Origin of the sequence: Sphingomonas cavernae (assembly GCF_003590775.1) — a bacterium.
Lineage (GTDB): Bacteria > Pseudomonadota > Alphaproteobacteria > Sphingomonadales > Sphingomonadaceae > Sphingobium_A > Sphingobium_A cavernae.
In genome coordinates this window covers 768,687-782,854 of the sequence record NZ_QYUM01000004.1, presented here as the reverse complement: position 1 = coordinate 782,854, position 14,168 = coordinate 768,687, and the positions used below count along the sequence as shown (strand labels likewise).

At 64.6% G+C, this 14,168-nt stretch carries 14 protein-coding genes; 10 read left to right on the top strand and 4 right to left on the bottom strand.

Going from position 1 to position 14,168, the window contains the following annotated elements; all coding sequences use genetic code 11:
* Positions 1 to 129 precede the first annotated feature (129 nt).
* The 5 genes from D3876_RS19035 (at position 130) to D3876_RS20545 (ending at position 4,737) form a co-directional block, all read left to right on the top strand.
* On the top strand, positions 130 to 1,128 hold the full coding sequence (locus D3876_RS19035; protein WP_238475449.1) for a Ppx/GppA phosphatase family protein: 999 nt from the start codon (positions 130 to 132) through the stop codon (positions 1,126 to 1,128).
* Complete coding sequence (locus D3876_RS19030) at positions 1,125 to 1,796, top strand: RlmE family RNA methyltransferase (protein ID WP_119765184.1); 672 nt, start codon at positions 1,125 to 1,127, stop codon at positions 1,794 to 1,796. The genes D3876_RS19035 and D3876_RS19030 overlap by 4 nt, the downstream gene beginning before the upstream one ends.
* A 125-nt stretch (positions 1,797 to 1,921) precedes the next feature.
* Positions 1,922 to 3,037 carry a DUF47 family protein gene (locus D3876_RS19025; protein ID WP_119765182.1) on the top strand — a complete coding sequence of 372 codons (1,116 nt, stop codon included), beginning with the start codon at positions 1,922 to 1,924 and terminating at the stop codon, positions 3,035 to 3,037.
* Between the two features lie 13 nt (positions 3,038 to 3,050).
* Positions 3,051 to 4,055 carry an inorganic phosphate transporter gene (locus tag D3876_RS19020; RefSeq protein ID WP_119765180.1) on the top strand — a complete coding sequence of 335 codons (1,005 nt, stop codon included), beginning with the start codon at positions 3,051 to 3,053 and terminating at the stop codon, positions 4,053 to 4,055.
* 37 nt (positions 4,056 to 4,092) lie between these two features.
* Positions 4,093 to 4,737, top strand: coding sequence for a hypothetical protein (locus D3876_RS20545; RefSeq protein WP_182912071.1), 645 nt, complete (start codon positions 4,093 to 4,095; stop codon positions 4,735 to 4,737).
* A gap of 4 nt (positions 4,738 to 4,741) precedes the next feature.
* Here D3876_RS20545 and D3876_RS19010 read toward each other — a convergent pair whose 3' ends face one another.
* Positions 4,742 to 5,866 carry an acyl-CoA dehydrogenase family protein gene (locus D3876_RS19010; RefSeq protein WP_119765726.1) on the bottom strand — a complete coding sequence of 375 codons (1,125 nt, stop codon included), beginning with the start codon at positions 5,864 to 5,866 and terminating at the stop codon, positions 4,742 to 4,744.
* Positions 5,867 to 6,121: 255 nt separating this feature from the next.
* On the opposite strand from D3876_RS19010, the gene D3876_RS19005 reads away from it, so the two are divergent.
* Entirely contained in the window at positions 6,122 to 6,463 is a 342-nt protein-coding gene (locus D3876_RS19005; RefSeq protein WP_119765176.1) for a hypothetical protein, read from the top strand.
* A 171-nt stretch (positions 6,464 to 6,634) separates the two neighbouring features.
* Here D3876_RS19005 and D3876_RS19000 read toward each other — a convergent pair whose 3' ends face one another.
* The 3 genes from D3876_RS19000 to D3876_RS18990 form a co-directional block, all read right to left on the bottom strand.
* Positions 6,635 to 7,354 (bottom strand): hypothetical protein, encoded by a 720-nt coding sequence (locus D3876_RS19000; RefSeq protein ID WP_119765174.1) that lies wholly within the window; start codon positions 7,352 to 7,354, stop codon positions 6,635 to 6,637.
* Between the two features lie 4 nt (positions 7,355 to 7,358).
* Positions 7,359 to 8,561 carry a toxic anion resistance protein gene (locus D3876_RS18995; protein WP_119765172.1) on the bottom strand — a complete coding sequence of 401 codons (1,203 nt, stop codon included), beginning with the start codon at positions 8,559 to 8,561 and terminating at the stop codon, positions 7,359 to 7,361.
* Between the two features lie 165 nt (positions 8,562 to 8,726).
* Complete coding sequence (locus D3876_RS18990) at positions 8,727 to 9,716, bottom strand: bile acid:sodium symporter family protein (RefSeq protein ID WP_119765170.1); 990 nt, start codon at positions 9,714 to 9,716, stop codon at positions 8,727 to 8,729.
* A gap of 123 nt (positions 9,717 to 9,839) precedes the next feature.
* On the opposite strand from D3876_RS18990, the gene D3876_RS18985 reads away from it, so the two are divergent.
* The 4 genes from D3876_RS18985 (at position 9,840) to D3876_RS18970 (ending at position 14,164) form a co-directional block, all read left to right on the top strand.
* The gene (locus D3876_RS18985) at positions 9,840 to 10,769 is read left to right on the top strand and encodes a tetratricopeptide repeat protein (RefSeq protein ID WP_119765168.1); all 930 of its coding nucleotides are present in this window, start codon (positions 9,840 to 9,842) and stop codon (positions 10,767 to 10,769) included.
* Positions 10,736 to 11,692: a hypothetical protein gene (locus tag D3876_RS18980; RefSeq protein WP_119765166.1), complete on the top strand. Its 957-nt coding sequence runs from the start codon at positions 10,736 to 10,738 to the stop codon at positions 11,690 to 11,692. Before D3876_RS18985 ends, D3876_RS18980 begins: the two co-directional genes overlap by 34 nt.
* An 88-nt stretch (positions 11,693 to 11,780) precedes the next feature.
* Positions 11,781 to 13,610: a translational GTPase TypA gene (typA, locus tag D3876_RS18975; RefSeq protein ID WP_119765164.1), complete on the top strand. Its 1,830-nt coding sequence runs from the start codon at positions 11,781 to 11,783 to the stop codon at positions 13,608 to 13,610.
* Positions 13,611 to 13,759: 149 nt separating this feature from the next.
* A complete protein-coding gene (locus tag D3876_RS18970) occupies positions 13,760 to 14,164 on the top strand; it encodes a hypothetical protein (RefSeq protein WP_338014351.1) in 405 nt (134 codons plus the stop codon).
* The last annotated feature ends 4 nt before the right edge of the window (positions 14,165 to 14,168 follow it).

Genomic DNA, 14,168 nt, shown 5'->3' with positions numbered 1-14,168 from the left:
GCCGATAGTCTCCGTGCCAAGTACCGGCGGTATCCCTGCCGGAGAACATAAGAGTGACTGACGGCAATGGGTGAGAGTTCCCTGCCATCGCCGCGGCAGCCCGACAGTTTTTCGTTGGGCAATGCGGCCATGAGACGACCCGCAACAGCGCGCTGGCCTCAGCGCCGCGCCTATGCGGCGCTCGATCTCGGCACCAACAATTGCAGGCTGCTGATCGCGAAGCCCGAGGGCGACGGCTTCGTCGTGATCGACGCGTTTTCCCGAATCGTCAGATTGGGCGAGGGACTGGCCGCGTCGGGCCGGCTCAGCGATGCCGCTATCGAGCGCGCGATCTCCGCGCTTTCGGTCTGCGCCGAAAAGCTGAAGCGCCGCCACGTTACGCTGGCGCGATCGGTGGCGACCGAGGCGTGCCGGCGCGCATCCAACGGCCGCGAATTCATCGAGCGCGTCTATCGCGAGACCGGAATCGCGCTCGATATCATCACCGCAGAGGAAGAGGCGCGGCTTGCGGTCATGGGGTGCCATGCGCTGCTCGAGCCGGGCGACGGGCCCGCGCTGGTCTTCGATATCGGCGGCGGCTCGACCGAACTCGTGCTCGTCGAGACCGAGGGGGGCAGTCCGCGCATCGTCGACTGGCTGAGCGCGCCCTGGGGCGTGGTTTCCCTCACCGAGCATGAGCCCGAGGCGAGCAATCCAGATCTTGCGACGCGGATGGAAGCGTATGCGCGGATGAAGCAGCGCGTGCATGAGAGCTTTGCTTCTTTCGCGGCAAGGCTGCCCACGCATCCCGGAGCCGATATCCGCCTGCTCGGCACCAGCGGCACCGTCACGACGCTTGCCAGCCTCTATCTCGAGCTTAGTTCATATGATCGCAGCGTGATCGACGGGCTGATCGTGCCTTCCGCCGCGATGCGCAAGATCAGCGACCGCCTGTCGCGCATGACGCTCGCCGAGCGGCAGACCCAACCCTGTATCGGCGCCGAGCGCGCCGATCTCGTGGTTGCAGGCTGCGGGATTCTCGAAGCAATCATCGACATCTGGCCCGCCGAGCGGCTAGGCGTCGCCGATCGCGGGATTCGAGAGGGCATATTGCGACGGCTGATGGCACGCGACGGTAAACCGAAATGAGCCGTGGAGGAATTGGCGGGCGCCAGCGCGTCCGGACCGCCAAGGGGCGGACTGCGGCCTCGACCCGCTGGCTCGAGCGCCAGCTCAACGACCCCTATGTCCGCAAGGCCAGGGCCGAGGGCTATCGCAGCCGCGCAGCGTACAAGCTCGTCGAGCTCGACCAGAAATTCGGGCTGCTCAAGGGCGCGAAGCGGATCGTCGACCTCGGCATCGCGCCCGGCGGCTGGAGCCAGGTTGCGCGAAAGGTGGTTCCCGGCGCGGCGATCGTGGGGATCGACCTGCTGCCGACCGATCCGATCGACGGCGTGACGATCTTTCAGATGGATTTCATGGACGAACGCGCCCCCGAAATGCTGAGCGACGCGCTCGGCGGGCCCGCCGACCTGGTGATGTCCGACATGGCGGCCAATACCGTCGGCCATGCGCAGACCGATCACTTGCGCACCATGGCGCTGGTCGAGGCGGGGGCGTATTTTGCGGTGGATGTGCTCGAGCCCGGCGGCACCTATGTCGCCAAGGTCTTCGCGGGCGGAACCGACCATGAACTGCTGGCGATGCTCAAGCGCAACTTCGCGACGGTGAAGCACGCCAAACCCCCCGCGAGCCGCAAGGATTCGTCCGAATGGTACGTGATCGCGCAGGGCTTCAAGGGGCGGCGCGAGGACTAGACCGGATTCTGGCGCTTTTCCGGGCGCCTGTAACTAGGCCTTGCGGGCTGGCGCATCCCGTTGCACATGCTGCAACTGCATGACGGATTGATGACAGTTCCGTTACAGTCGCGGGAGCTCATACCATCCGGCAGATCGCCGCCTTGCCCTATACGATGGACGAAAGCGGGAGCATGCGCATCCTGCTGATCACCTCGCGCGAGACGCGCCGCTGGGTGATTCCCAAGGGAAATCCGATCAAGGGGCTCGCCGCGCACCGCGCCGCCGAGCACGAGGCATTCGAGGAAGCCGGTATTGCGGGCATCGCCTGCCCGGCACCCCTCGGCCGCTACAGCTATCGCAAGCGCCGCCGTGACGGCAGCGCGCGCACTGCCACGGTTGACGTATTTCCGCTCGCGGTGACCGGTCAGTCGACTGACTGGCCCGAGCGCGACGAGCGCGACCAGCGCTGGTTCTCGGTGCCCGAGGCAGCCAACGCGGTCGAAGAGCCCGATCTGAAATCCATCATTGCGGCTTTTCGTGAGCCGCCTAAAGAGCCCGGCGCGCTGTTGCGCGCGATTCTGTGGCTGCGTTTCCAGGGGGGAGAAAGAATTCCAATGCTGCGCTGGTTCCAGGCTCTCATGCCCAAGCAGGGCCGATTCTTCGAGCAATTCGAAGATCATGCCACAACGCTGGTTGCGGGCGCCGATGCGCTCGCCAAGCTCCTGAAGGGCGGCCCCGACATGGCCGAACATTGCCGCGAGATCTTCGACCGCGAGCATGAGGCAGACGACATCATCCGCGACGTGTTGCAGGATGTCCGCCGTACCTTCATTACGCCCTTCGATCGCAGCGCAATCACCGGGCTGATCGGCGTAATGGACGATGCGATCGACCAGATGAACCAGACCGCCAAGGCGATCCAGCTCTTCGAGGTTACCGAATTCGCGCCGCAGATGCAGGACATGAGCGCGATCATCGTAGAAGCCGCGCGCATCACCGCCGAGGCGATGCCGCTGCTGCGCTCGCTCAACAACAATTCCGCGCGACTGCATGAATTGACCGAGCGGCTCGTGCGGCTGGAGGGCCATGCCGACGAGATCCACGAGGCGGGGCTGAAGGCGCTTTACAAGAAGGAAGGCGAGACGCATCCGATGGGCTTCATCGTCGGGCGCGAGATCTACAGCCATCTGGAGAAGGTGACCGACCGTTTCGAGGACGTCGCGAACGAGATCCAGGGTCTCGTCATCGACCACGCCTGACGCGCGCCGCTCCATGGACGCAACACTGGCCTTTCCGCTGCTCGTCGCGCTGATCGGCGTCGCCCTGCTCTTCGACTTCCTCAACGGGTTGCACGACGCGGCCAATTCGATCGCGACCATCGTATCGACGCGCGTGCTGCGCCCGCATTACGCGGTGGCGTGGGCGGCGTTCTTCAACTTCATCGCCTTCCTGTTTTTCGGCCTCCACGTCGCTGAAACGGTGGGCAAGGGGATCGTCAGCGCCGATGTGATCGACGCCTCGGTAATCTTCGGCGCGCTGATGGGTGCGATATGCTGGAACCTCATCACCTGGGCGCTGGGCATCCCCTCGAGCAGCAGCCATGCGCTGATCGGCGGTCTTCTGGGTGCGGGCACCGCAAAGGCGGGGCTGGCCGCTGTCGTGTGGAGCGGGGTTTTCAAGACCACCGCCGCGATCGTGCTCTCGCCCGCGATCGGGCTGATGCTCGCGCTGCTGCTCGTCCTGATCGTTTCCTGGACCTTCCTGCGCGCGACGCCGCAGATCGCCGATCGCTGGTTCCGCAAGCTCCAGCTCGTCTCGGCCTCGCTCTATTCACTGGGGCATGGCGGCAATGACGCGCAGAAGACGATGGGGATCATCGCGGTGCTGCTCTATTCGCAGGGTATGCTCGGCGGCAGCTTCCATGTGCCTTTCTGGGTGGTGATCTCGTGCCAGGCGGCGATGGGGCTGGGCACGCTCTTTGGCGGCTGGAAGATCGTCCACACCATGGGCTCCAAGATCACGCGCCTCACGCCCGCACAGGGGTTCTGCGCGGAAACTGGCGGCGCGATCACATTGTTTGCGGCCACCTGGCTCGGCGTTCCCGTCTCCACCACGCACACCATTACCGGCGCGATCGTCGGCGTAGGCGCCTCGCGCCGCCTGTCGGCGGTGCGCTGGAACGTTGCGAGCAGCATCGTCGTCGCGTGGGTCGTGACGCTCCCTGCCGCGGCGCTGATCGGTGCGGCCTTCTATATGCTGGCGGGGCTGTTCGGCTGAGCTTGCACGCGCCCGTTGTCCGTTATAGCGCTGCCACATGGACGCGAGCGGTTATCACGAACATGGCTACGCACATCTCAAGGGCCTGATTCCGCCCGAGGTCGCGCGCGCCTTCCTGCAGGACCTGAAGCACGACATGGGCCCCGGAGCGATCCCGCTCAGCGGCGTGACCGACAAGGTGAACCTGCTCAACCGTCCCGCCTTCGAGATTTATGGCAATCACTACAAGCCGATGCGCTTCTTTCTGTGGGGGCTGACCTCGATCATGCGCGAGATCACGGGACGTGACCTGCTGCCCACCTACGACTATTTCCGTATCTATCGCGAAGGCGACGTCTGCCGCGTCCATTCGGACCGCCAAGCGTGCGAGCACAGCCTGTCGCTGACGCTGGACTATAGCGACGGCGAGGTCTGGGACCTCGAGCTGGAAAAGCGGCGCACCGACCCCTCCGCCAAAATCGATCCCGATTTCGGCGCCGAGGACTATGCCGCCATCCCGATGCAGGTGGGCGATGCGGTGCTGTATCAGGGCGTGCACCACCGGCATGGGCGGATCACGCCCAACCCGAATGCGTGGTCAGCGCACCTCTTCCTGCACTGGGTCGATCGTGACGGTCCCTATCGCGATCAGGTATTCGACGGGCAGGGGGATCCGGCGCCCGTGAATTTCAGCTTTAGCTGAGCGATCACAGCGCGCGCGCGATGACCAGCCGCTGGATGTCCGACGTGCCCTCGTAAATCTGGCAGACGCGGACGTCGCGGTAGATCTTTGCGACGCCGAACTCCTCGAGATAGCCATAGCCCCCAAGCGTCTGGATCGCGCCCGAGCACACGGCCTCGGCGGTTTCCGAGGCGACGAGCTTGGCCATGGAGGCCTGGGTGAGGCAGGGCAGGCCGCCATCCTTCATCGCTGCGGCCGAGAGCACGAGCTGTCGCGCGGCCTCAAGCTTTGCCGCCAGATCGGCCAGGCGGAAGCCAACCGCCTGATGCTGGATGATCGGCTGGCCAAAGCTCTTGCGCTCCTTGGCATAGCCGACCGCGATATCGAGCGCGGCCTGCCCCATGCCGACGCACTGCGCGGCGATGCCGATGCGCCCCGCTTCCAGATTGGAGAGCGCGATGCGATAACCTTCGCCCTCCGCGCCGAGGCGGAGATCATCTTCGATGAACACGTCCTCGAAGCGGATCGCGCAGGTGTCCGACGCGCCCTGGCCCATCTTGTGCTCGACCTTGTCGACCGAATAGCCCGGCCGGTCGGTGGGAACGAGAAAGGCCGAGATGCCGCGCTTGCCGGCATCGGGGTCGGTCACCGCGATCACCATCGCCAGCCCGCCGATCTTGCCCGAGGTGATGAATTGCTTGGCGCCGTTGAGGATATATCCGCCGTCGGTCTTCGTCGCGCGCGTGCGGATCGCCGAAGCATCCGATCCCGCATCGGTTTCGGTGAGCGCGAAGGCGCCGATGCATTTGCCCGCGATCAGATCGGGCAGGAAACGCGCCTGCTGCTCGGGCGTCCCATCCTTGATGATGCCAGAGACGATCAGGCTGTTCTGGATCGAGACGATGGTCGACAATGCGCCGTCGCCCGCCGCGAGTTCCATCAGCACGAGCGCATAGGAGACATAGTCGGCCCCGACGCCTCCCGCCGATTCGGGGGCGATCATGCCCATGAGGCCGAGGTCTGCGAGCTGGGTGAACAATTCGGGCGGATAGCCCCCGGCCCGCTCAAATTCGGCAGAATTCGGTCGCAGCTCGGCCTGCGCGAAATCGCGTACGGCGTCGCGGATGGCGGTCTGGGTCTCGTTCAACAGCACATATGCCTCCTGATCAGCAGAAGGCCCCCTTAGCGCATCGGTCAGGGCGTCGCCCAGATCATTGGTATCGCCGCAGTCGAACATCGAGCCGGTGATATGAGGCAATGACCGGCAGAGAGGCGGCGCAGGAGCGCATCGGAAAAATCTCGCCATCCTATGCTATTGCGCGTAAAATTGCGGTACGGGCAGCGTAGCCGGCATCGTCATGGCCTGCCGCCGCCGAACCGTGCGCCGTCAAGGAGGACCGACCCGATGAACAAGATCGCGCATTATGCCTCAAGCCTGATTCTGCTTGCGCTGGTGGCCGAGCCGGCCGTCGCGGCGAAGCTCAGCCAGAAGGACGAGGCGCGCGTGGCGCGTGCGGCGCCGGGCGACCGCGACGATGTTCGCTATTGCCTGCTCAAGCGCAAGGAAGGCGGCAAGACGGGGGCGATCGCGGGCACCGCCGCGGGCGCTGGAACCGGCCTGATCGCTGGCGGCAATCTTGGTGAGACCGCTTTGGCCGCGGGTGCAGGCGCGCTTGCCGGGCACGTTATCGGCAAGGGCGCGTCCACCAACAAGACCTGCGACGAAGTTCTGGCCAGGAACAAATAGCATCTGAGGCGGGATACGCCCCGGCTTCTTGAGCGTGTCCTGAAAGGATTGAATCGTCATGCTGAACTTGTTTCAGCATCCATTGATGCCGGTGACCTCGCGAAGGCCCGGGCATGGACCCTGAAACACGTTCAGGGTGACGGCACTGCTTCAATCTCAACAGGACATACGCTAGCTCTCGACACCGTCCATGCCGCGATATTTGAGCTCGAGGAACTTGCCCTGCGTCGCGAGCTTGTCGAGATCGCCCGCTGCGATGTTGCGCGTCATCTCTCCGATCTCCTCGTCGATCAACTTGAGGCCGGCCTCGAGCTGCTGGTCGGGAGTCTGGCCGGTAGACTGACGCTCGCGGCGCATGGGTTCGGGGACACGTTTATAGCCATTGACCAGTTCGGGAAGATGATCGGAGAGGATCTTGCGCACCTCAACCGCGGCCGGCTCACGCGGATCGATCGTCTGGAGCTGCGGCGCGAGGGTTTCGAGACGTACGCCGATCCCGTCGAGCAGCCGTTGCGAAGGCGCGGGGAGCGCCTTGCGCTGGCTCGCCAGCCATACTTCGGTCTGCGCGGGGAGATATTTGAGATCGGTCTGGACGAGCGTTTCGGTGCTCGCCTCGGGAAAACTGGGATAGACGAGCAGCACCCACGCCGCGAGAATCCACAAGCCCACCGCGAGCATCACGCCCGTGGAACCGATCGGCGCGAAGAACAGCCCGAATAGCGCCGAGGCAACCATGATCGCGCCGCCCGCGATAACGACGCGGCCCAGCTTCTTCAGGAAATGCGCGCGCCGCTTCTGGCGCACACGTTGCTGGAGCCGCTGCGCCTGTGGCGACAGCCGCCCGATCAGCGCACCGGCGCGTTCGATCGCGCGATCGACATCGGTGACCATCGCATCAGGCCTCTATCGCGCTGAGCAACGGCGACGATCCGCCGCCCGTTGAACTCTGCGCCGCACCCTCGGCCCGGGCAATATAGCCCTTGGACTTCTCGACCTCGTTGGAGAGCGTGTTGACCGTCGTCTTCATCGAATCGAGCGCCTTCAGTTTGAACGCGTCGATATTGTCCATGGTGTCGTAGATATTCTGGAAGGCGCGCTGGAGCGTCTCGAGCGGGATCGTCGATGAGGCTGCCTGCTCGTGAATCGTCGCGGTCTGCGTCTTGAGGAGTTCGCCCGTGCTGTCGATGATCTTCGCGGTCGTCGTGTTGAGCGCGGTGATCTGGTCGAGCACGAGCCTCTGGTTGGTCAGTGCCTGCGCGACGGTAACCGCGGTGCGGAGCGCGCCGACGGTGGTGGTCGAGGCGCGGTCGACGCCCTTTACCAGCTCGACATTGTTCTTCTTGACCAGATCGAGCGCGAGATAGCCCTGCACCGTCACCGCCATCTGCGTCAGCAGGTCGGTGGTGCGTTGGCGGACATAGAAAAGCGCGGTTTCGCGGATCGCCTTGGACTTGGCGGGATCCGTGGACTCCAGCTCCATCGCCTTGTCCTCGAGCTTCGCGTCGAGTGTCTTGGAAACGTGGATCATCTGCTCGAGACGGCCCATCGCAGCCCAGAGATTCTGACGTTCGACCGCGATCGCCGCATTGTCCTTGAGCAATTCGTCCTTGCCCGAGCCAAGCCGTGCAAGGATCGCCGAAATATGCCCCTGCGCCGACTTGTAGCCGTCGAAATAGTTGCGGAGCTTCGATCCGAAGGGAATGATTCCGAAAATCTTGCGCGGCGCCATCAGATTGCCGCGGCGGCCCGGATCGAGGTCCTCCACGGTGCGGCGCAGTTCGGCAAGATCGCTGCCGACGCCAGATTCCTGATCCATGGCGCGCACGGGGCGGTCGAGGAAGCGGTTGGACTGGCCCGCGGCGTCCGCGATTTCCTTGCGGCCCATATTGGTGATCTGGTCGACGCGCGCGCCGAATTCGGGGCTGTTGGCATCCTGCGCGACGAGATCGGCGATGAAGGCTTCCACCTTCTCGTCGAGCTTGGATTTCTGTCCATCCTCGAGCGGGACAAGCCCTGCCGCCTTTTCGGGCGCGATCGGTGCAACGGGCTCGGGCGCGGAAAGCTTCAGTTCTTCCGCAACCAAGGTTTCATCAGCCATTCAAATCCTCCTGCCCTTGCGCGGCCAAGATGGAGGGAAACGCTGTGTTATTCAAGCATGACGGATGTAGCTTCCCTTCTTCGTCATGCTGAACTTGTTTCAGCATCCATGAACACTGCCGGCGCAAGATCGGCACGGTCGGTGTTCATGGACCCTGAAACAAGTTCAGGGTGACGGGGCGGTCGCGTTTCGCGCCAGCCGGCCCGCAAGAACGGCCGAAAGCATCAACTGCAATTGGTGATAGAGGATCAGCGGGAGCAGTATCGCGCCCGCCTCCGGCCCCGCAAAGAGGACGCGGATCATCGGCGCGCCGGTGGCGAGGCTCTTGTGCGATCCCGAGAACAGCAGCGTAATGCGGTCGCTGCGCGGCTTCTCCAGCAGCGCGCCGAGGCCCCAGGAGCACGCAAAGGCCAGCGCGAGCAGCGCGGTCACAGCCGCCGTGACGATGGCAAGTTCCTCTCCCGAGACGCGCTGCCAGATCCCACCCGTGACTGCCTCGGAAAAGGCTACATAGACCGCGAGCACGATCGTCAGCTTGTCGAGAAAGCCGACGAGCGCGCGGTGTCGTTCGATCCAGCCCGCGACGAAGCGCTGTGCAAACTGACCCAAGCAAAAGGGCAGGAGCAGCAGAAGCATGATCTTGCCGATCGCGGACAATCCGGCATCGCCGCCCTGCGTGCTTGCGAGCGCTGCGAACAGCAGTGGCGTCAGCACCACGCCGAGCAGGTTCGATCCCGCTGCTGCGATCACCGAGCCAGCCACATTGCCTCCGGCGATCGAGCTATAGGCGATCGAGGATTGCACCGTGGTCGGCAATACCGTCAGGAAGATGATGCCGAGCACCAGGCCGGGGCTCACCCAGCCGTCGAGAAGCTGCGAAAAGCCGAGTCCGAACAGCGGCATGATCCCATAGCCGAAGCCGAGGATCGCGAGTTGCAGCCGCCAACGCCTGAGCCCATCGCGCACCGACTGATGGCTGAGCCTTGCGCCATGCATGAAGAACAGCGTGAAGATCGCGGCGGTTGAGACCGCGCCAATTGCCTCCAGAGCACTCCCCCGCGCCGGGAGCAGCGAGGCCGCAATCACCGTCGCGATCAAAATCAGCAGGAAACGGTCGGGAATCAGGCGCTTAAACGCTGCCGCGAGCGTCGTCATGCGCGAACTATCGGAGCTGCTGCATCGTCCATCGGCGCGACCCTGTCGGTCCCATTGCGTTGGCGCAAGAGGCGATTTGTGCTAGTTCCGGTCATCGCGATCTTTCATGGAGAGGATCTGGCAATGCGTGGCATGTGGACGGCTGGCCGCATTGTGCTGGCAGCGGCGCTTGCGTGGTCGGGAAGTGCAGTAATCGCAGCGGGAGGCGGCGGCGGCGGTGGCTCGATGCCCAGCGCCAGCGCGCCGAGCTATGATCCCGCCGAGGATTATCGCAAGGGCATCGAGGCGCTGGGCGCGAAGGACTACAAGGCCGCGCGCAAGGCGCTCGACCGTGTTGTCAGGGCTGTACCCAAGGACGCCAATTCCAATTATCTCGCAGGTCTCGCGCACGCCGGTGAGGGCGATGTGAAGCGTGCGCGCGGGCTTTTCGAGAAGGCGGTGAAATACAACGCCGATCTTGTTCCTGCGCAGGGCGAGCTGGGCGTCGCGCACGCCAAACTGGGCGATCAGGCGAAGGCGCAGGCGCAGCTCGACATGCTCAAGCAGAAACAGGCCGCGTGCGGCGGAAGCTGCGCGCAGGCGGCCGATCTGCAAACGGCGGTCGATGCGGTTTCGGCGGCGATCACCGCGGGACCGCAGGCGCGGATGGAAAGCACCCCCGGGGCTGCGTTCATGAGCGCAGCGGCGGGCGATGGTGCCTATCTCGATGCCGTGGCGCTGATTAACGAGCATCGTTACGAAGACGCGATCGCCGCGCTCACGGCGTCGCAGAGCGCCTTTGGCCCGCATCCCGACATCCTCACCTATCTCGGCTTCGCCAACCGCAAGCTGAAGCGGTACGCGATGGCAGAGGATTATTACCGCACCGCGCTCGCGATCGCGCCGAAGCACCGCGGCGCTACCGAATATTATGGCGAGCTCATGGTCGAGCGCGGAGATCTTGCCGGGGCGGAGCGCAAGCTCGCCCAGCTCGATGCAGTGTGCGATTTCGGCTGTCAGGAGGCGGAGGAACTGCGGCGGTGGATCGCCGCGGCACGCGCATCCGGCTCCTGAAACTGGGTGCGGCGCTAGCGCTGTGTCAGGCGGCTGCGGCCGCCACGCCCGCGCCCGAGCTACGCGCGGCGCGCTGGCTGGCGCCCGAGGCGCGCATTCGGGCGCTGAGCGAGCGTCCTGCGGAATGCTTCGTTCCTCCCGGGGATCCGCAACAGCGCGCATCCGCCGAAATCGGCCGCGCCGCCTTCCGCACGCCGCTGCTGCTCGGGGGGCAGGCGGCACGCGCGGGGCTGTCGTGCGAAAGCTGCCACCGCGCGGGGCGCGGCAATCCTGATTTCCTGTTTGCAGGCCTTTCGGGCGCGCCGGGCACTGCCGATGTCACCTCGTCGCTGATGAGTTCGCATCGCGGCAACCAGCGCTTCGATCCGGTGCCGATCCCCGATCTGGCGCTGCCGGGAAAGATCCCGCGCGACGCCGGGGGCACGGCGCTGCGCGATTTCATCCGCGGCCTAATCGTCGAGGAATTCGACGGCGCCGAACCGCCCGAGCGCGTCCTCGATGGCGTCGTAGCCTATGTCCGCGCGATCGATGGACGCTCGTGTGGCGCCGAAACGGCGATCGCGCTCGCCGACCAGCTCGACGACATTGCGCGCGCGCGCGGCGCGGCACTGCAGGCGCTCGCGCTAGAGGATCGCGCAACCGCGCGGCTGATGCTCTCCGCGATGCGCACGGCGCTCGGCCTGATCGACGAGCGTTATCCGGGCCCCGCCTTCGAACGGCATCGCCGCACACTGCGCACCGCCGACCGCGACCTGCTCGCCATCCAGCACGCGCTCGATCGCGGCGATAGCCGGACTTCGGCGCGGCTGGAGCATTGGGAGCAGGGCGCCGAAGACTGGATTCCCGCGCTTCGCCGCGACGAGCCCAGATCGCTGTACGATGCCGAGAGGCTCCGCCTTGCCCTTCAGGACGGCGACGACTGACCAAAGGTCGCGTTCCGCTCTTTCCGCGATGCAACAAATGCGCTATGGGCGCGCCCGACCCTTTTTCTCAAAGCATCAGGACTCCTGAATGAGCCTCCGCAATGTGGCCATCATCGCGCACGTCGATCATGGCAAGACCACGCTCGTTGACCAGCTTTTCCGCCAGTCGGGCACCTTCCGCGACAACCAGCGCATCGAAGAGCGTGCGATGGACTCGAACGATCTCGAAAAGGAACGCGGGATCACGATTCTGGCCAAGTGCACGTCGATCGAGTGGGACGGCGGTGCGGGCGAATCCACGCGGATCAATATCGTCGATACCCCGGGCCACGCCGATTTCGGCGGCGAGGTGGAGCGCATCCTCTCGATGGTCGATGGCGTGATCCTGCTGGTCGATTCGTCCGAAGGCGCGATGCCGCAGACCAAGTTCGTTACGGGCAAGGCGCTGGCGCTGGGCCTGAAGCCCATCGTCGTCGTCAACAAGATCGACCGTGCGGACGAGCGCACCCAGGAAGTGCTCGACGAAGTGTTCGACCTGTTCGTCAGCCTCGACGCCACCGACGAGCAGCTCGATTTCCCGGTTCTCTTCGCCTCGGGCCGCAACGGCTATGCCAGCGACGATCCCACGGCGCGCGAAGGCACGCTGGAGCCGCTGTTCAAGAAGATCGTCGAGCATGTTCCCGCACCTTCGGCCGATCCCGACGGACCGTTCAAGTTCCTGGTGACGTTGCTCGATCGCGACAACTTCCTCGGCCGCATTCTCACCGGCCTGGTCTTTTCCGGCACGGTGAAGACCAACATGCCGATCCATGCGCTCGATCCCGACGGCAATGTGGTCGAGACCGGCCGCGCCTCCAAGCTCATGGCGTTCCGCGGGCTCGAGCGCGTGCCCGTGGACGAAGCGAAGGCGGGCGACATCATCTCGATCGCCGGCCTCACCACCGCCACCGTGGCGAACACCATCGCCGATCCTTCGGTCAGCGAGCCGCTCCACGCCCAGCCGATCGACCCGCCAACGCTCTCGATGCGTTTCGCGGTGAACGATTCGCCGATGGCGGGCCGCGAGGGCACCAAGGTGACCAGCCGCATGATCCGTGATCGCCTGGCGCGTGAAGCCGAATCGAACGTGGCGATCAAGGTGACCGAAAGCGAGGACAAGGACAGCTTTGAAGTTGCCGGCCGCGGCGAGCTCCAGCTTGGCGTGCTCATCGAGACGATGCGCCGCGAAGGTTTCGAGCTCGGCATCTCGCGGCCGCGCGTGCTGTTCCGCGATGGCGAGAATGGCCGCGAGGAACCCTATGAGACCGTCGTGATCGACGTCGATGACGAGCATTCGGGCACGGTCGTCGAGAAGATGTCGGTCCGCAAGGCCGAGATGACCGACATGCGTCCCTCGGGCGGCGGCAAGACCCGCATCACCTTCTCCGCTCCTTCGCGCGGCCTCATCGGCTATCATGGCGAATTCCTGTCCGACACGCGCGGCACGGGCATCATGAACCGGCTGTTCGAGAAATATGGACCGTACAAGGGCAATATCGAGGGCCGCGCCAATGGCGTGCTGATCTCCAACGGTGCTGGCGAAGCCAACGCCTATGCGCTCGGCCCGCTCGAAGAGCGCGGCGTGCTGATGGTCGGCGTGGGCGAGGCGCTCTACGAAGGCATGATCATCGGTCAGAACGCCAAGACCGAGGATCTCGAAGTCAATCCGATGAAGTCCAAGCAGCTCACCAACTTCCGGGCGAGCGGCAAGGATGATGCGATCCGTCTGACCCCGCCGTGGAAGATGACGCTCGAGCAGGCGATCGCCTATATCGATGACGACGAGCTCGTGGAGGTGACCCCCAAGTCGATCCGCCTGCGCAAGCGCCATCTCGACCCGCATGAGCGCAAAAAGGCCAACCGCGCCAAGGCGGCCTGACGCCGATCTCCGGCTGAACCTCCGATGAATTTCGGGTTCCTCGCGGGTTCAGCCGCCTGTCTCTAGCCTGTCCGTGACCTGGACGCCGTGCCGGCCCGCGAGTCGGCCGACGCCCTTCTCGAAAGGGGACGGAAGGACGGGAGACTGGCATGTTGAATCTCGGCCTCAAGGCCGTGACGCTGGGCGTCGGCGCCGCCGTGCTTGCGGCGAGCGCGAGCCCAGCAGAAGCCCGACGCTATTACCGCGACGACGATGACGCGGGCGTGGCGATCGCGGCGGGCGTCGTGGGTCTGGCAATTGGCGCTGCACTCGCGTCGTCGTCGCGCAATCGCTATTATGACCGCTATTATTACGAGCGGCCCTATTATCCGCGCTATCGCTACCGCTATAACTACGACCGGCGATATTATTACGATCGGCCCTATTATAACGAATATGATCGTTATTATTACGATCGGCCTTATCGCTATCGGAATGACTATCGCCGCTGCGCGAAGCGCTGGGTCTATGATCCCTATTACGATCGGCGCGTGCGCGTGCGTTACTGCCGTTAATGCG